Annotated in this window: 18 protein-coding genes and 1 other annotated feature; all 18 genes read right to left on the reverse strand. The window is 38.0% G+C overall.

What is annotated here, in order from left to right; all coding sequences use genetic code 11:
* Positions 1–199 precede the first annotated feature (199 nt).
* Positions 200–382, reverse strand: coding sequence for a preprotein translocase subunit SecE (gene secE, locus U9M49_RS21870; protein ID WP_095371238.1), 183 nt, complete (start codon positions 380–382; stop codon positions 200–202).
* Positions 383–492: 110 nt separating this feature from the next.
* Positions 493–636 (reverse strand): 50S ribosomal protein L33, encoded by a 144-nt coding sequence (gene rpmG / locus U9M49_RS21875; RefSeq protein ID WP_191816903.1) that lies wholly within the window; start codon positions 634–636, stop codon positions 493–495.
* Between the two features lie 147 nt (positions 637–783).
* Positions 784–1506 carry an RNA polymerase sporulation sigma factor SigH gene (gene sigH / locus U9M49_RS21880; protein ID WP_180317053.1) on the reverse strand — a complete coding sequence of 241 codons (723 nt, stop codon included), beginning with the start codon at positions 1504–1506 and terminating at the stop codon, positions 784–786.
* An 8-nt stretch (positions 1507–1514) separates the two neighbouring features.
* Positions 1515–2021 carry an NYN domain-containing protein gene (locus U9M49_RS21885; RefSeq protein WP_095371241.1) on the reverse strand — a complete coding sequence of 169 codons (507 nt, stop codon included), beginning with the start codon at positions 2019–2021 and terminating at the stop codon, positions 1515–1517.
* Positions 2022–2023: 2 nt separating this feature from the next.
* Complete coding sequence (gene rlmB, locus U9M49_RS21890) at positions 2024–2767, reverse strand: 23S rRNA (guanosine(2251)-2'-O)-methyltransferase RlmB (RefSeq protein ID WP_095371242.1); 744 nt, start codon at positions 2765–2767, stop codon at positions 2024–2026.
* The gene (locus U9M49_RS21895; protein ID WP_095373563.1) at positions 2764–3189 is read right to left on the reverse strand and encodes a Mini-ribonuclease 3; all 426 of its coding nucleotides are present in this window, start codon (positions 3187–3189) and stop codon (positions 2764–2766) included. The genes rlmB and U9M49_RS21895 overlap by 4 nt, the downstream gene beginning before the upstream one ends.
* A gap of 5 nt (positions 3190–3194) precedes the next feature.
* Positions 3195–4595 carry a cysteine--tRNA ligase gene (gene cysS, locus U9M49_RS21900; RefSeq protein ID WP_095371243.1) on the reverse strand — a complete coding sequence of 467 codons (1401 nt, stop codon included), beginning with the start codon at positions 4593–4595 and terminating at the stop codon, positions 3195–3197.
* The gene (gene cysE, locus U9M49_RS21905) at positions 4595–5245 is read right to left on the reverse strand and encodes a serine O-acetyltransferase (protein WP_095371244.1); all 651 of its coding nucleotides are present in this window, start codon (positions 5243–5245) and stop codon (positions 4595–4597) included. The genes cysS and cysE overlap by 1 nt, the downstream gene beginning before the upstream one ends.
* A gap of 148 nt (positions 5246–5393) precedes the next feature.
* Positions 5394–5619, reverse strand: a binding site (T-box leader).
* A gap of 67 nt (positions 5620–5686) precedes the next feature.
* Complete coding sequence (gene gltX / locus U9M49_RS21910) at positions 5687–7144, reverse strand: glutamate--tRNA ligase (protein WP_322910604.1); 1458 nt, start codon at positions 7142–7144, stop codon at positions 5687–5689.
* Positions 7145–7298: 154 nt separating this feature from the next.
* Positions 7299–7778, reverse strand: coding sequence for a 2-C-methyl-D-erythritol 2,4-cyclodiphosphate synthase (gene ispF / locus U9M49_RS21915; RefSeq protein ID WP_322910605.1), 480 nt, complete (start codon positions 7776–7778; stop codon positions 7299–7301).
* A gap of 13 nt (positions 7779–7791) precedes the next feature.
* Entirely contained in the window at positions 7792–8481 is a 690-nt protein-coding gene (ispD, locus tag U9M49_RS21920) for a 2-C-methyl-D-erythritol 4-phosphate cytidylyltransferase (protein WP_322910606.1), read from the reverse strand.
* An 87-nt stretch (positions 8482–8568) separates the two neighbouring features.
* On the reverse strand, positions 8569–9651 hold the full coding sequence (locus tag U9M49_RS21925; protein ID WP_307317049.1) for a PIN/TRAM domain-containing protein: 1083 nt from the start codon (positions 9649–9651) through the stop codon (positions 8569–8571).
* A gap of 217 nt (positions 9652–9868) precedes the next feature.
* Positions 9869–10942, reverse strand: coding sequence for a DNA integrity scanning diadenylate cyclase DisA (gene disA / locus U9M49_RS21930; protein WP_095371249.1), 1074 nt, complete (start codon positions 10940–10942; stop codon positions 9869–9871).
* Between the two features lie 4 nt (positions 10943–10946).
* Positions 10947–12326, reverse strand: a complete 1380-nt coding sequence (gene radA, locus U9M49_RS21935; protein ID WP_095371250.1) for a DNA repair protein RadA — start codon at positions 12324–12326, stop codon at positions 10947–10949.
* A gap of 159 nt (positions 12327–12485) precedes the next feature.
* Positions 12486–14930: an ATP-dependent protease ATP-binding subunit ClpC gene (gene clpC / locus U9M49_RS21940; RefSeq protein WP_095371251.1), complete on the reverse strand. Its 2445-nt coding sequence runs from the start codon at positions 14928–14930 to the stop codon at positions 12486–12488.
* A gap of 6 nt (positions 14931–14936) precedes the next feature.
* A complete protein-coding gene (locus U9M49_RS21945; protein ID WP_095371252.1) occupies positions 14937–16016 on the reverse strand; it encodes a protein arginine kinase in 1080 nt (359 codons plus the stop codon).
* Between the two features lie 2 nt (positions 16017–16018).
* Positions 16019–16567 (reverse strand): UvrB/UvrC motif-containing protein, encoded by a 549-nt coding sequence (locus U9M49_RS21950; RefSeq protein ID WP_095371253.1) that lies wholly within the window; start codon positions 16565–16567, stop codon positions 16019–16021.
* A gap of 27 nt (positions 16568–16594) precedes the next feature.
* On the reverse strand, positions 16595–17056 hold the full coding sequence (locus U9M49_RS21955; RefSeq protein ID WP_095371254.1) for a CtsR family transcriptional regulator: 462 nt from the start codon (positions 17054–17056) through the stop codon (positions 16595–16597).
* Between the last annotated feature and the right edge of the window lie 325 nt (positions 17057–17381).

Genomic DNA, 17381 nt, shown 5'->3' on the forward strand with positions numbered 1-17381 from the left:
TTAACGTCCTTCCCTCCCTGCAATCTATTTTTATTTTTGAAAGACTGACATCTCTTGTTTGTCTAAAGTGACGGATTACGAAACCAATCGAATCCTAAGCAAATGGACTAGGCCTTTCTTGACCAAATGAAAAAACCCGTTACCGGGCTCCTGCAAATGTTCCTGTGTTATCATCCATTATACCATGGAAGCTCAGGGGTTATTCAAGAATTAAACGAATCAATTCAGAAATACCTAAATCAACAACAGTAAAGAATAACGTAAAGAATAAAACAACGACAATAACTGTGATCGTATATTTCGTTAGCTCTTTCTTTGTAGGCCAGCTAACCTTTTTCATCTCACGTCCAACTTCACGGAAAAACTTCACGATGCGTCCCATTTCTTAACCCCCAACTTTTAAAGAGATATATCCTTTAACAAAAAAGCGTTGATTAAGAATACATCCCCCTGAATGCCATTCTATTACTTTTTTGTCTCTTCTTTACTCTATTATTTTGTTTCGCGATGAACTGTATGTGCACTGCATTTACTGCAAAATTTCTTTAATTCCAATCTCTCATTACCTTTGTTACTATTGGTAGTGTAATTTCTTGTCCCACAATCGGCACAAGCTAGTATCACTTTTTTCGGCATTTTTCACACCTCTTCGACATTTATGCCATTAAAACTCTACCATGGCCAATAATCCATGTCAATAACAGCAAAAATAGGAAAACCTTCACTGTTATCAATCGAAAATGGTTCTCATATGCCCATAAATAATATATTAACATATAGTAGTTATAAAGAGAATTCTCTTATTTCTAAATATCTCTCTAGTTTTCTCTTCACTCTTTGCAAAGCATTATCAATTGACTTCACATGTCGATTCAATTCTTCTGATATTTCTTGATATGATTGCCCATCTAAATAAAGGGCAAGCACCTTTCTTTCCAAATCGCTCAAAAGTTCAGACATTTTTACTTCGATGTGGTCAAACTCTTCCTGATTAATAATTAACTCTTCTGGGTTCATCACTTTCGCTCCAGAAATGACATCCATTAACGTACGATCTGACTCCTCATCATAAATAGGCTTATCAAGCGATACATAAGAATTCAACGGGATATGCTTCTGTCTTGTTGCTGTTTTAATTGCAGTGATAATTTGTCTTGTGATACATAATTCTGCAAATGCTTTGAAGGAAGACAACTTGTCCTCCTTAAAATCTCGAATGGCCTTATAAAGACCAATCATTCCCTCCTGCACAATATCTTCCTTGTCGGCACCAATGAGGAAATAAGACCTCGCCTTTGCACGCACGAAGTTTCGATACTTATGGATCAAATAATCTAGCGCTTCACTTTCACCTTTATGCACTAATTCAATTACTTCTTCATCTTCGAGTTGCACGTATAAAGAATGCTTTTCAGCTTTTGTCCTGAAGTCGATACTCATCCTGATCCCTCCGACCGTACAAGCATGGTTAGAAATATTATACAGTAGGGTATTTTCCAGCGTCAACCAATCATTTAACGTTCTCTGCGCCATTTTTCGAAAATTTCAACGATTTCATCACTTAATGGGATTTTAGACACTGGCTTATTTTCCTGGCTTTTCTTTACTTTTTTGTTAATTTGTTTTTCAATATGATTCATTTCATTGTGTAATTCTCGGGCTGACTTTCTTAACGCACCTTGAGCAAAGATGACTCTCTGCTCTGTAAAATCTGAAGTAGCTACATAGATTTGTGTTTTAATATTATTTAACGCAATCGCTAGCTTTTCAATACGTTCATCTGCGGTTTCGTTTGTACGTGTAAAAATAACTTCAACATTATAATTCTTAAATTTTCTTTCTGTCCCTTTTACGTAATGGGCATCAAAGACAACTATGACTCGGTAACCGGAATACCCTTGATATTCAGCCATCTTTTCTACCAGCAGGTCCCTGGCTGCTTCTAAATCCTTATTTTTAAGAAGCTGAAGCTCTGGCCAGGCACCGATGATATTGTATCCGTCAACAAGAAGGATATTCATCATTATCGCTCAATCGGAGAGCGTTTGCGGTAGACTTCATACATCAACAAAGCAGCAGCGACTGAAGCATTTAAAGATGTTACTTTTCCAGCCATTGGTAAGCTGATAAGAAAATCACATTTATCTCTAATCAGTCTTCCCATTCCTTTCCCTTCACTACCAATGACTAATCCGATGGGCATCACTCCATCCAATTGGCGATAATCCTGTTTACCGCTTGCATCTGTACCCGCAATCCAAACGCCTCGTTCTTTTAATTCATCAATCGTTCTTGCTAAGTTCGTTACACGAGCAACAGGGATATGTTCAATCGCTCCCGTTGAAGCTTTAGCAACTGTTGCTGTTAAACCAACCGCACGCCTCTTTGGAATAATAATCCCATGCGCACCTACAGCATCAGCTGTTCTCATAATCGAGCCTAGATTATGAGGATCTTCAATCTCGTCCAATAGAAGAAAGAAGGGAGCTTGTCCACTGTTTTCTGCTTTTTTAAATAGGTCATCTAACTCGGCATATTGATAGGCAGCCACTTGAGCAACCACACCTTGATGATTCCCTAGCTCCATTTGATCCAATTTCTTTTTCGGAACAAATTGAACCAGCACACCCGCTTCCTTCGCCATTCCAACCACTTGCTGCATTTGCCCTTTTTGAGAGCCTTCCGCAACCATGATTTTATTCATATCACGCTCTGACTTAAGTGCCTCAATTACAGCGTTTTTACCAATAATGAAATCATGACTCATTTTTTGCTCTCCTCCTTCCTATCCTCAGTCCACTTAAATGCTTTTACTACTAACTCTTCTAACCGCTCTACTCTTTTAGATAAATATAAGAAACCTATCAATGCTTCGAATGCAGTACTATAACGATAAGTTTGTACATCGGTGTTTTTCGGAATGGTGCCAGATTTAGCATTTCTCCCCCGTCTTACTACCGCCTCTTCTTCTTCTGATAAAACGCCCTCGTCCAAAAATGCATGAATCACTTTTGATTGTGCTTTAGCAGATACATATTTCGTTGCTGCCTTATGCAACTGATGTGGCCTTATATTACCTTTTTGTAATAAGTCCTGACGTACGTATTGTTCATAAACAGCATCGCCCATATAAGCAAGGGCGAGACTGTTTAATTGTTTAGGATTAAGATTTTCTTCGTATGAAAGCATCACTCTTATCCTCTTTTCCATCTTGTTCCTTGAGCTGTATCCTCAAGAATAATATTCATTTCTTTTAATTGATCACGAATTTGATCAGCTAATTGGAAATTGCGATCTTTTCTTGCTTGAATCCGATCGGCTATCAATTGATCTACTTCCTCATCTAACAGCTGTAGCTCATCCTCTAATGATAGTCCAAGCACACCGAAGAAATCCTCGAATTGAGTCATAAATGCATCGATTACAGCAGTGGACGTATTCTTTTCCATCAAATAATAATTCGCTTGTTTTGATAATTCAAATACAACAGAGATGGCATTCGCCGTGTTAAAATCATCATCCATATCTGTGATGAATTGCTTTTGTAAATCACCAATTTTCTCTAACCATTCTTGGTTATTTTCTGTTAACTCACTACTCGCCTCTTTACGATGCTTTAAATTCTCATACGATGCTTTAATACGCTCATAACCCGCTTTTGTATTTTCCAGCAATTCTTCATTATAGTTAATTTGATTACGATAATGCACTGCTAACATGAAGAACCTTAACACTTGCGGATTGTGCTTCTTAATAATATCGTGTACCAAGACGAAATTACCGAGTGATTTAGACATTTTTTCGTTATCAATATTAATATAGCCATTATGCATCCAGTAACGAGCGAAAGTTTTACCTGTCACTGCCTCTGACTGTGCTATTTCATTCTCATGGTGAGGAAATGATAAATCTTGTCCTCCAGCATGAATATCAATCGTGTCACCTAGATATTTACGAGCCATAGCGGAGCATTCAATATGCCACCCTGGGCGACCTGCCCCCCAAGGACTATCCCATTTAATCTCACCTTCCTTCGCCGCTTTCCAAAGGACGAAATCAAGTGCGTCTTTCTTCTTCTCACCAACAGCAATTCGATTGCCTAACTTTAACTCATCAATCGATTGATGAGAAAGCTTTCCATACTCTTCAAACTTTCGTGTATGGTAGTACACATCTCCTTCTGATTCATAGGCAAAACCTTTATCAATCAGCGCTTGGATAAAATCAATAATCGTATCCATATTTTCCGTTACTCTCGGGTGTGTGTCTGCTTTTTTGCAACCTAATGCCGATACATCTTCAAAATACGCTTCAATAAATCTCTCCGCAATTTCCGGCACGTCTTCACCTAGTTCTTTGGCCGTGCGGATTAATTTATCATCGACATCTGTGAAATTTGACACAAAATTCACATCATATCCGCGATACTCCAAATATCTCCTCACTGTATCGAACACAATTGCAGGGCGAGCATTTCCTATATGAATATAATTGTATACAGTAGGTCCGCAAACATACATCTTTACTTTACCCTCTTCTAACGGGATAAACGGCTCTTTTTTTCTTGTTAACGTATTATATAATTGAATCGCCATTATGAGTGGCTCCTTTCAGCTTTCAGTTGTTCAAACTCTTTTTTCACGCGCTCTAACTCATTTTCTAGCTCTTTAAAGCGATCAGAAATGGGATCTGGTAAGTCTGTATGATTTAAATCTTTCGTTACTTTGACGCCATCTTGGATTTTTACCTTACCAGGTATACCAACAACCGTTGAATTAGGTGGCACTTCATGTAAAACAACTGAGCCGGCACCTATTTTTGAGTTTTCCCCAATTGTAATGGATCCAAGCACTTTTGCCCCTGTAGCAATAAGAGCATTATCCTTAATCGTTGGATGTCTCTTGCCTTTTTCTTTCCCTGTCCCCCCAAGTGTTACACCTTGATAGACAGTAACATTATCTCCAATCTCGCATGTCTCGCCAATAACAACACCCATCCCGTGATCAATAAAAAATCGACGGCCTATTTTCGCCCCAGGGTGTATTTCTATCCCAGTAAAAAAACGACTAATTTGTGAAACCAACCTTGCAAGGAAGAAAAATTTATTTTTATAAAGACTGTGTGCAATGCGATGATTCCAAATCGCATGTAATCCTGAGTAGGTTAACACTACTTCAAAAACACTTCTTGCGGCAGGATCCTGTTCAAACACAACATCTATATCTTCCTTCATTCTTTTAAACATGCTCTCTCCCTCCAGTCTTTAAATAGCATTTTTCTCGTATAATAAAAACAACAAAAGTAACAGTGATTACACTCTCTCTTTGGGTGGGTCCTTATCACCAGAAAACAAATAACATATCTATAAATAAAAAACGCCCCTGTCTAAAATAGACAGAGACGTTTACACGCGGTTCCACTCTGTTTAAGCTTTCATATAATAAAAGCTCCAACTCTGCCTCGTTAACGGGAAGGTAACCGCCTATTTCTACTATAAAGGTTCGAAACAGGACTCAGAGGGGCACTTCAGAGAATGAGAGGTTTAAACCACTTTCAGCCGATGATGGTTCTCTCTAATAAACAGTCATTACTCTTACTTTTCCTCTTCAATGATTTAGCATCTATAATGATTTTCTAAAGATTTATACGTTAATATTCTATACTATATTATATTTTTACCGATATGTTAACCTAAAATACGCTGTAGGCGAATTTTTACAGTTTCCCTACCTAATAACTCCATTGCTTTCGGTAGGTCTGGGCCATGTGTCTGCCCCGTTGTTGCTGAGCGAATCGGCATAAATAATTTTTTCCCTTTATGTCCTGTCGCTTTCTGTACTGACTTCATTGCCGCCTTTATTTGATCAGCTTCAAATACCTCAAGCGCCTCTACTTCATGTAAGAAAGCAGTTAACACTTCCGGTACTTGCTCTTCAGCTAAAACTTCGCTTGCTTCTGGTTCAACTTCGATATCCTGAACAAAGAATAATTCACTTAGTTCAATTACTTGCGCACCATAACTCATTTTCTCTTGTAGCAACAACACTAATTTCTTTAACCATTGTAACTCATCGTCAGAAGGATTATCTCCTACTTTGCCTGCTTTTTTAAAATGAGGTAACGTTAAATCAAGTAACTGGTCACCATCTAACTTTTTCATGTACTGCGCATTAATATGAGCAAGCTTCTGCATATCGAATAAAGCCGGTGACTTAGATAACCTTGACTCATCAAAGATTTCAATTAGCTCTTCTTTGGAGAATAATTCTTCCTCTCCACTCGGAGACCAACCAAGTAAAGCGATAAAGTTAAACAAGGCTTCAGGCAAGTAACCTAGCTCTTCGTATTGTTCAATGAATTGAATGATTGACTCATCACGTTTACTTAATTTTTTACGACTTTCATTCACTATTAGCGTCATATGACCAAATACAGGTACTTGGAAGCCAAGTGCCTCATAAATCATAATTTGTTTAGGTGTATTTGAAATATGATCATCTCCACGTAATACATGAGAGATTTTCATTAAATAATCATCTATGGCTACAGCAAAATTATATGTCGGTGTCCCGTCTTTTTTAACAATTACATGATCACCAATGCCATCTGACTCAAATGACACTTCTCCTTTAACCATATCATTGAATGCATACACTTTTCCTTGCGGGACAAGAAAACGAATACTTGGTTTTCTTCCTTCAGCTTCGAGTTGTTGGCGATCATCATCTGATAAATGTCTGCACTTTCCTGAGTAAATCGGCATTTCACCTTTAGCCATTTGCGCCTCACGTTCAGCTTCTAACTCTTCTTCCGTACAATAACACTTATAAGCTTGTCCGCTATCAAGTAACTGTTGATAATACTTTTTGTAAATTTCGTTTCTTTCTGATTGACGGTACGGGCCGTATCCACCATCTTTATCGATACTTTCATCCCAGTCTATACCAAGCCATTGTAAGTATTTTAATTGACTCTCTTCTCCGCCCTCAATATTACGTTTTTTATCTGTATCTTCTATACGAATGATGAATTTACCATTTTTACTACGAGCAAATAAATAATTAAACAAAGCTGTACGCGCATTACCAATATGTAAATGTCCCGTTGGACTTGGTGCATAGCGTACACGAATATCACTTGACATGATGATCCTCCTTCAAAATCGGTTCTATTTCGAAAAACCGCTGATTGCTATATAAGCCACCTGACGATCCATCTTTTTTATCAAAAATTGAATATGAATAGCACCCTTTATTTTATCATCCTACTGTAAGTTGTCAAAGTCCGTAAATAACCGACTAGGCACTTTTCTTCAACAACACAACCACTTGAGCAGCAATTCCTTCGCCTCTGCCTGTAAATCCTAGTTTTTCCGTTGTTGTGGCTTTCACGTTAATGTTCTCTACTTCTGATTCTAACAATTCCGCTATTCTTTCTCTTATAGCAGGAATATAAGGAGCCATTTTTGGTTTTTGAGCAATAATAGTACAGTCTGCATTCACAAGTTCATAACCCTTTTCTTTTACCAATTGCCACACATGTTGCATCAGTTTAGCTGAATCCGCATCTTTAAAGTCTGGGTCTGTATCAGGGAAGTGGTTACCAATATCACCTTCACCAATTGCACCTAAACAGGCATCTGACACTGTATGTAATAAAACATCCGCATCTGAATGTCCAAGTAATCCTAATTCATATGGAATCGTAACCCCACCCATAATCAGTGGTCGTCCTTCAACTAATTGATGTACATCAAATCCTTGACCAATGCGAAACATATTATCTTCTCCTTTAGATAAAGTCATCTCTTTTATTTAAAATCGCCTCAGCAAAATATAGGTCCTCAGGCGTTGTTAGTTTTATATTATCGTAATTCCCTTGTACAAAAGCAATCTTATTATGTACTCTCTCCACCAAGCTTGCATCATCAGTCCCTACAAATTGGTCCTTTTGCGCTTTCTCATATGCCGCTTGTAAAATACTAAGCTTAAAAGCTTGAGGGGTTTGCACAGACCATAGACTCGTTCGATCAATTGTTCCCTCGACTAATCCATCACGTCCCTTTTTTATCGTATCCTTCACGGGAACGGCTAAAATGGCGCCATCATTGAACTGAGCTTGAGATACAAGTTGATCGATATGCTCTTGTTCAACAAAAGGTCGAGCGGCATCATGTACCAACACAATCCCTTCACCTGTTAACTCACGTATCACATGACTAATGCTATGCTGCCTTTCCTGTCCACCACCGATATACGCCCTTACCTTATCCACCCCATGCTTAGCGATTAACGCACGTATCTCCTTTTCCTCAGCAGGATTAATAGCTAAATAAATCCCTTCACATGCGGAGTCTCGTTGGAAAACGCGCAATGTATGTATAACAATAGGTACCCCTCTTAGTTCTAGCAACAGTTTATTTTTTGAAGCACCCATTCTCTTCCCTTGCCCCGCTGCAGGGATGACGACTCTATACCCCATATTTTCTTCTAACTCCCTTAATCAGCATAAAAAGCGGAAGAAAAGAGCCAATTTACGGCCCCCTCTTCTGCTTCTTCTATACTATAATTATAATGCTTTTTCTAAAAGTTTTGGTTTAGCGAAAATCATTCTACCCGCAGATGTTTGCAATACACTTGTCACTACTACATCAATATGCTTGCCAATATAATTTCTACCTTCTTCTACGACAATCATTGTGCCATCGTCTAAGTAGGCAATCCCTTGATTTTGTTCTTTTCCGTCCTTAATGACCTGAACTTTCATTTCTTCTCCCGGAAGCACAACCGGCTTCACAGCATTCGCCAGATCATTAATATTTAGAACTGCGACTTTCTGTAGCTCGCATACCTTATTCAGGTTGAAATCATTGGTTACAACCACACCGTTAGTTAATTTCGCTAATTTCACTAGCTTACTATCCACTTCTTGTATTTCTTCAAAATTACCTTCGTAAATTTCTACCTTTATAGATAGCTCACTTTGAATACGGTTGAGAATGTCTAAACCGCGGCGGCCCCGATTTCTTTTTAACACATCAGAAGAATCGGCAATATGCTGTAATTCTTCTAAGACAAAACGAGGAATAACAATTGTTCCTTCTAAAAACCCTGTTTGACAAATATCAGCTACTCGACCATCGATAATAACACTTGTATCCAATATTTTAAGCTTATTCACATCAGATTGACTATCTTCTTCTTCAGTTAACTTTTTCTTTTTGTTTGTAAAAAGATTGAGTAATTCATCTCGTTTTTTAAATCCAACTTGAAAACCTAAATATCCAAATAACAGTGTTAAGACGATAGGAGCAACAGTATTTAATACCGGTATCTCGAGTGTCGATAATCCATAACCAAGTAAAAACGCGACAACAAGACCAAACACCAGTCCAACACTACCAAATATAATATCGGTAATTGGCACCTTTACAATCGATTCTTCTGTCCATTTAATGAAATTGACAACATGGTCAACCGCCCAAAATGTTAAAAGATAGAAAATAATAGCTCCTAAAATGGCGGAAACATAAGGATTATTTAATAATGGAATGTCATCTAAACTGATTAGAATTAGTAATTCTGGTATCACAAAGATTCCTAATGTGATCCCAAATATAAGGAAACAGACTTGTACAATTCTCTTTAACATTCCCTCACCTCCTTTTATTCATTATTAACAAATTCCAAAAATAAAAAACGCACAATATTGGAAAATTTTATATTATAAACAAAAAATTATTGCAGTAAACTAAATAAAAGGATAGATCAAACGGTTATGAATACTCTTAGACTAGCACCGTAAGTAAGGGAATGTCAAATGATAAACTACCTATTCTATCATAAGGTGAATAGTAGTTCAATGGTATTTATAAATGTCGGTCAGAAAAAAATTGGTCTTGTATAAGCTTGAGGCCTTCGTCAATCTTCCTAGCCCGTACCTCTCCTATACCTTCTACCTCATCTAATTCTTCAATAGAAGCTGCCGCTATATACCTCAGTTCCTCAAAGCGATCAACGAGGTTATCAATAATAATAGGTGGTAATCGCGGCACCTTATGCAGCACCCGAATCCCTCTAGGATGAATGACTTCTTCGGTATGAATATAGCCATGAAAGCCTAGTAATTTCATGATAACTGAGTCTTCTAAAGTCTCACCTTTTGATAACTCTTGAAGCTTTTGAAGCGCTTCCTTTGCCCTAATATCACGATCATTAGCATAATCCATAATAACGAATTCTGATTCTCTTTCCATTTCAATCAATAACTCATTCATTTGTAAACGAATGAGACGTCCTTCTGTCCCTAACTCGCTTAAATAAGTTAGTAACTCATTTTTAATTCTTAACAGCATTTCTATATTATGCATAACATTTAACACATCATTATAGGTCACCTGTTCTTCAAATTCGAGAATACCTAAATTCGATATACTTTGCTCAAGAACAACTTTATATTTCTCTAATGTTGTGACTGCCACATTAGCCTTTGTTAATATAACGCCAATATCCTTTAGTGAATAACGAGAAGCCCCTTTATATAAAGTAATGACATTACGGCGTTGTGAAACAGCAATAACAAGCGCACCTGTTTGTTTCGCCACCCGTTCTGCTGTCCGATGTCGCATCCCTGTCTCAGAGGAAGGAATACTCGAATCTGGTGCGAGTTGGGCGTTGGCAATAAGGATTTTATTTCCTTCTTGATTGAGAATAATCGCCCCATCCATCTTCGCAAGCTCATATAAATAGTTTGGCGAAAAAGGGCAATTAATTTGGAAGCCCCCATCCACTAAACTGGCAATCTGCTCCTTAGAACAAAGAACAATTAACCCACCCGTGTTTGCTCTTAATACATTATCTATACCTGCACGTAGGGGTGTCCCTGGTGCTAAAAATTTCAATAATTCGCTGATTGTAATTTCACTTTGTTTCTTTGAATCCATATGCTTACCCTCCTAATGCAGCTTCAAGTGCTTCACTAACCGAGTGAACGCCAATCAATTGAACATTTTTAGGACCTGTCCAGCCGCTCAAATTATTCGCTGGTAAAATAATACGCTCAAATCCTAGTTTCGCAGCCTCCTGGACTCGCTGTTCAATTCTTGAAACTCTTCTTATTTCTCCAGTGAGGCCCACCTCACCGATAATGCAATCTGTTGCTCTTGTTGGCTTATCTCGAAAGCTTGATGCGATACTAACTGCAACTGCCAAATCAATTGCTGGCTCATCTAGTTTTACCCCTCCAGCAACCTTCAAATAAGCATCTTGATTTTGTAACAACATACCGACCCGTTTCTCTAATACCGCCATTAATAGCGGCACACGGTTATGATCAATCCCTGTTGCCATCCTTCTTGGGTTACCAAAACTCGTAGGGGATATTAATGCTTGTATTTCTACAAGAACGGGCCGAGTTCCTTCCATTGAAGCCACAACAGTTGAACCCGCTGCTCCTTGTGATCGTTCTTCTAAAAAAATCTCTGAAGGGTTTGCCACTTCTTCTAAACCTAATTCTTTCATTTCAAATATACCCATTTCATTCGTAGAACCAAATCGGTTTTTGACTGCTCTTAAAATTCGATACGTGTGATGCCTTTCCCCTTCAAAATAAAGCACCGTATCCACCATATGTTCAAGCAACCTAGGACCGGCGATCGATCCTTCTTTCGTTACATGTCCAACAATAAAGATCGCAATCCCTTTCGTTTTCCCGATTCTCATAAGCTCAGCCGTACACTCTCTTACCTGTGAAACACTACCAGGAGCCGAGGTCACTTCCGGGTGATAAATAGTTTGAATGGAGTCAATAATAACAAACTCCGGCTTCACCTCATCAATCGTTTGACTAATCTCTTCTAAGCTTGTCTCTGCATAAACAAGTAGATGTTCTGATGAAATATTTAATCTGTCAGCTCGTAGCTTCGTTTGTCTTATCGACTCTTCTCCAGAAATATAAAGTACAGAATGCTGTTTATTAGATAATTGAGAAGAAACTTGCAACAGTAGTGTTGATTTTCCAATCCCAGGATCTCCACCTATTAAAACGAGAGATCCTCTAACAACCCCACCACCAAGGACTCGATTTAACTCTTTCATTTCCGTATAAATACGTGGCTCATTGACTGTTTCAATTTTTGGAATCGGAGTCGCTTTTGCTCTAATCGTTGTCTCTTGTGTATGTGCAAAAGCCCCTCTTCTCGAGTTAGCAGGTTTCTCTATCTCTTCCGTCATTTTATTCCATACACCGCATCCGGGACATTTCCCCATCCACTTTGCCGATTCATAACCACATTCTTGACATATGAATTTTGATTTTCTTTTCGCCAATCTTCATTCTCCTTCTCTTTCGTACAACACATTTATATTTCTTACTATATCAATGGAATCGTTTGTATTCAAAGGTTAACATATAATTGGAAGAAAATTTGTTGTTATCAAAAAAGGTACACACTATTGATTAGCGTGTACCTTCTCTCTAACATTTCATTATTTTTGGGCAGTGCCAGTTGGTTCGGCTGTTTTTACGACAAATTCGCCTTCCTCAACATCGATTACTACTTCTTGACCAGTAAGCACTTTTCCTCTTAATAATTCCTCAGATAAGCGATCTTCAATATGCTTTTGGATCGCTCTTCTAAGCGGTCTTGCACCATACTCTGGATCGTAGCCTTCTTCTGAGATTTTTACCTTAGCAGATTCAGATAGGGATAATGTAATATCCTGTTCTTTTAAACGGTTCGTTAAGGCATCGGACATGAGTGTAACAATCTCTTGCAGATGCTTTCTTTCTAATGCATGGAAGACAATAATCTCATCGATACGGTTTAAGAATTCAGGTCTGAAGGCCTTTTTCAATTCCTCCATAACCTTACCTTTCATATCTTTGTAATCATGCTCATCATCTTGAATATTGAAGCCTACATATTTATTACGCTTAAGTGCTTCGGCACCAACATTTGACGTCATGATAAGCACCGTGTTTCGGAAATCGACTGTACGTCCTTTAGAATCTGTTAAGCGTCCATCTTCCAAGACTTGCAGAAGAATGTTAAATACATCCGGATGGGCTTTCTCAATTTCATCTAATAAAACAACTGAATACGGTTTTCTACGTACTTTCTCAGTTAATTGACCTCCTTCTTCAAATCCAACATAACCTGGAGGTGAACCAACTAATCTAGATGTGGAGTGTTTCTCCATATACTCAGACATATCGATGCGAATCATCGCTTCCTCATCACCGAACATCGCTTCAGCTAAGGCACGAGCAAGTTCTGTCTTACCCACACCTGTTGGACCTAGGAAAACGAAAGAACCAATTGGTCTCTTCGGATCTTTAAGACCGGCTCTTGCCCGTCTAACTGCTTTAGAGATCGCCTTTACTGCTTCCTCTTGGCCAATTACGCGCGAATGTAAGATTTCTTCTAAATTCAATAGTTTTTCGGTCTCAGTTTGTGCCAATTTAGTAACTGGAATTCCTGTCCAGTTAGAAACGACATTGGCAATATCCTCTACCGTCACTTCACTATTTTCTTTCCCTTGCTTTTCTTTCCATGTTTTCTTAGTTTCTTCTAACTTTTCTCTTAATCTTTGTTCATTGTCTCTTAAAGATGCTGCTTTCTCAAACTCTTGACTTTGAACAGCTGCATCCTTTTCTTTTCTTACATCTTCTAATTTAACTTCTAACTCCTTGAGATTCGGAGGCGTTGTATAAGAACGTAGGCGAACTTTTGAGCCTGCTTCATCAATTAAATCAATCGCTTTATCTGGTAAGAAACGATCAGAGATATAACGATCTGATAATTTAACTGCCGCATCGATGGCTTGATCCGTAATTGTCACACGGTGATGGGCTTCATAACGGTCACGTAGTCCTTTTAAAATTTGTACGGACTCATCTGCAGTCGGCTCATCAACCGTAATTGGTTGGAACCTACGCTCAAGCGCTGCATCCTTCTCAATATATTTGCGATACTCATCTAGCGTCGTCGCTCCAATACACTGTAGCTCTCCACGCGCAAGTGATGGCTTTAGAATATTTGATGCATCAATCGCACCTTCTGCTCCACCAGCACCAATTAATGTATGCAATTCATCGATGAACAAAATAATGTTGCCCGCCTGACGAATTTCGTCCATCACTTTCTTCAAGCGATCCTCAAATTCACCACGGTATTTAGTACCTGCAACTACCGTACCCATATCTAAAGTCATTACACGTTTATCACGTAGCGTCTCCGGCACTTCATTATTTATGATCTGTTGAGCTAGGCCTTCTGCTATCGCAGTCTTACCCACACCAGGTTCTCCAATTAATACGGGGTTATTTTTTGTTCTTCTGCTTAATACTTCAATTACACGTTGAATCTCTTTACTACGTCCAATAACTGGATCTAAGCTTCCTTCACGTGCAATGGCAGTTAAATCTCTCGCTAAACCATCTAGTGTTGGTGTATTTGCATTGGCTGAAGAGCTGCCTTGATGCCCGTTAGACTCGCTACTACCAAGTAATTGTAGTACTTGCTGTCTTGCCTTATTTAAACTTACGCCAAGGTTATTAAGTACTCTTGCAGCTACACCCTCACCTTCTCTAATTAAACCAAGTAAAATGTGCTCAGTTCCCACATAGGAATGGCCCAATTTTCTTGCTTCATCCATTGATAATTCAATTACTTTTTTTGCTCTTGGTGTATAATGCGGTGTTTGGGAGGCCTCTTGCCCTCTACCTATTAGATTTTCAACTTCCGTTTGAATTTTTTCTGAACCTAGACCTAAGGCATAAAGTGCTTTAGCGGCAATTCCTTCACCTTCACTTACTAACCCTAGAAGTATATGCTCAGTCCCAATATTGTTATGTCCTAAGCGAATGGCTTCTTCCTGTGCTAATGCTAATACTTTTTGTGCTCTCTCAGTAAAACGTCCAAACATCATCTATCATCATCCTCCCAACTCTTGATCTTCCATTTTTAATCTTTCTCGAATAAGAGAAGCTCTACGAATATCCCGTTCAAACGGTCGTAATGGGCCTCCAGCATATTGCTGTAAAAATCCTGGTTGTGTTAAAACCATTAATTCATTTAATATATTTTTTGATATGCCTTGTATATAGTCCATGTCTATTCCAAGGCGAACATCCGATAAACATCTAGCCGCTTCTTTTGATTCAATGATTCGGCTATTAGATAAAATACCATAGGATCTGAAGACTCTATCTTCTAATTGTATGTTAGAGGTTTTCGCTAATGCTTCTCTTGCTGACCTTTCCTGCGAAATTAATTGCTCCACAACACTTTTTAAATCCTCAGCAATATCTTCTTCTGATTTCCCTAATGTGATTTGGTTAGAAACTTGAAAGATATTACCTAATGCTTCGCTACCTTCTCCATAAATTCCTCTAACAACTAATCCAAGTTGGTTAATTGCTGGAATGATTCTATTCATTTGATGAGTTAATACTAATCCTGGTAAATGCATCATGACAGATGCTCTGAGACCTGTACCGACATTCGTTGGGCAACTAGTTAAATACCCTACCTGTTCATCATATGCATAATCAATCTCAGTTTCTAACCAATCATCAATTTGGTTTGCAACTTCTAATGCTTCTGATAATTGGAAGCCTGGAAATAAACACTGTATACGTATATGATCTTCTTCATTCAACATAATGCTAACCTCTTCATTTTCAGTAAGTAGGCAGGCACCATGACTAGCGTTTTCTGCTAAATGAGGACTAATCAAATGTTTTTCCATCAGCACCCTTTTTTGCAATGGTTGTAAATCATCCATTTGCAATAACGAAAAGTCACCATAAGTATCAAAAGTCGATTTTTCCATTCTTGCTTTAATGATCTCTATCACACGTTTAGCTTCATCATGGGAAAAGATTGTTGGAAAATTAACCTGTTTAATATTGCGAGCTAAACGGATTCTAGAACTAAGTACGATATCAGAATCAGGACCTTCTGCACTCATCCAAGAGCTGACAGCCTGATTGATAAACCTTTCTAAAGACAAGTTCATTCCCCTCCCTCTAGATGGTTTTTCATTTCTTTTTCCAATTGACGTATTGCATCTCTTGTCTCTGCTGCTTTCTCAAATTCCTCTTTAGTTATAAGTTCCTTCAAGTTTATTTTTAAATCCTCAATTTGCTTTTTCAAATGGATATCTCCACCCATTCTTGTAGGGATTTTTCCATTATGATTCCAATTACCACTATGAAGCCTTTTAATAATTGGCTTTAACTGTGCTCGGAAAGATTCATAACAGTGGGCACATCCGAATTTCCCGACTTTAACAAATTGAGGAAAGGTCATCGAGCATTGCTCACACTGTACTACCTGCGCTTGTTTATTTAACTGAGCTTGGTTATTTGCATAACTTGTATCTATATTAAATAATCCGCTCAATAGATTATTAATAGAAAATCCAGATCCATTATTTAACATAAACATATCCCCATGTTCTTGGGCACATTTTTCACATAAATGGAACTCAGCCTTTTCGCCATTCATAATTTTTGTAAAATGTAGAGTCGCAGGTCTCTGATTACATTCTTGGCATATCATCTGTTTCACCCCTCCATACTTTACAGCCTACTTATATTTCAATGTATTTAGCATCGCAACAAGCATCCTTGCTCTTAACTCATCCCTATAGGGTAACTCTAAGTAAAGAACTGAACGGTCAATGACACTTAACATAATCTTCGCTTCTCGAGTAGTAATAATCTCTTCTTCAACTAATCTGTTTATAATATTTTCAGCACTATTTTGTGAAATACGATCACGTACAATCCTAATCAATTGATTAATTAAATCAACATAATCATAAGCTTGCACTTTGGTGATTCTTATATAACCACCACCGCCACGTTTACTTTCGACAGCATAGCCTTTTTCAACTGTAAACCGAGTATTTATGACGTAATTTATTTGAGATGGGACACATTGAAATTTATCAGCGATCTCGCTCCGCTTAATTTCAACAATTTCCCTTTCGCTAAGTTCCAAGACTTCTTTAAGATATTTTTCAATAATATCTGATATATTTTTCACCCGGCCTCCCCCTATCTGACTTTGACTATATTTGACATAAATTATACATGATTTGTGTGAAATGTTGCAACGAAGTAGTATTATTAATTTTCCCCTTTTTTTCTAAATCTCAAACGTATGAAATATAGGTTCATTCATTAAATTTATATTATGTTTAGATTGTGTAGATGTTATTTGTCCATTTAAATAAACGAATTCATTATAGCACGACAAAAAAGAGCACATACAAATGATGTGCTCTTTTATCTTGCCCGGCAACGTCCTACTCTCACAAGGGGACAGCCCCTAACTACCATCGGCGCTGAGAAGCTTAACTTCCGTGTTC

The organism is Cytobacillus sp. OWB-43 (assembly GCF_034651445.1).
Lineage (GTDB): Bacteria > Bacillota > Bacilli > Bacillales > Cytobacillaceae > Cytobacillus > Cytobacillus kochii.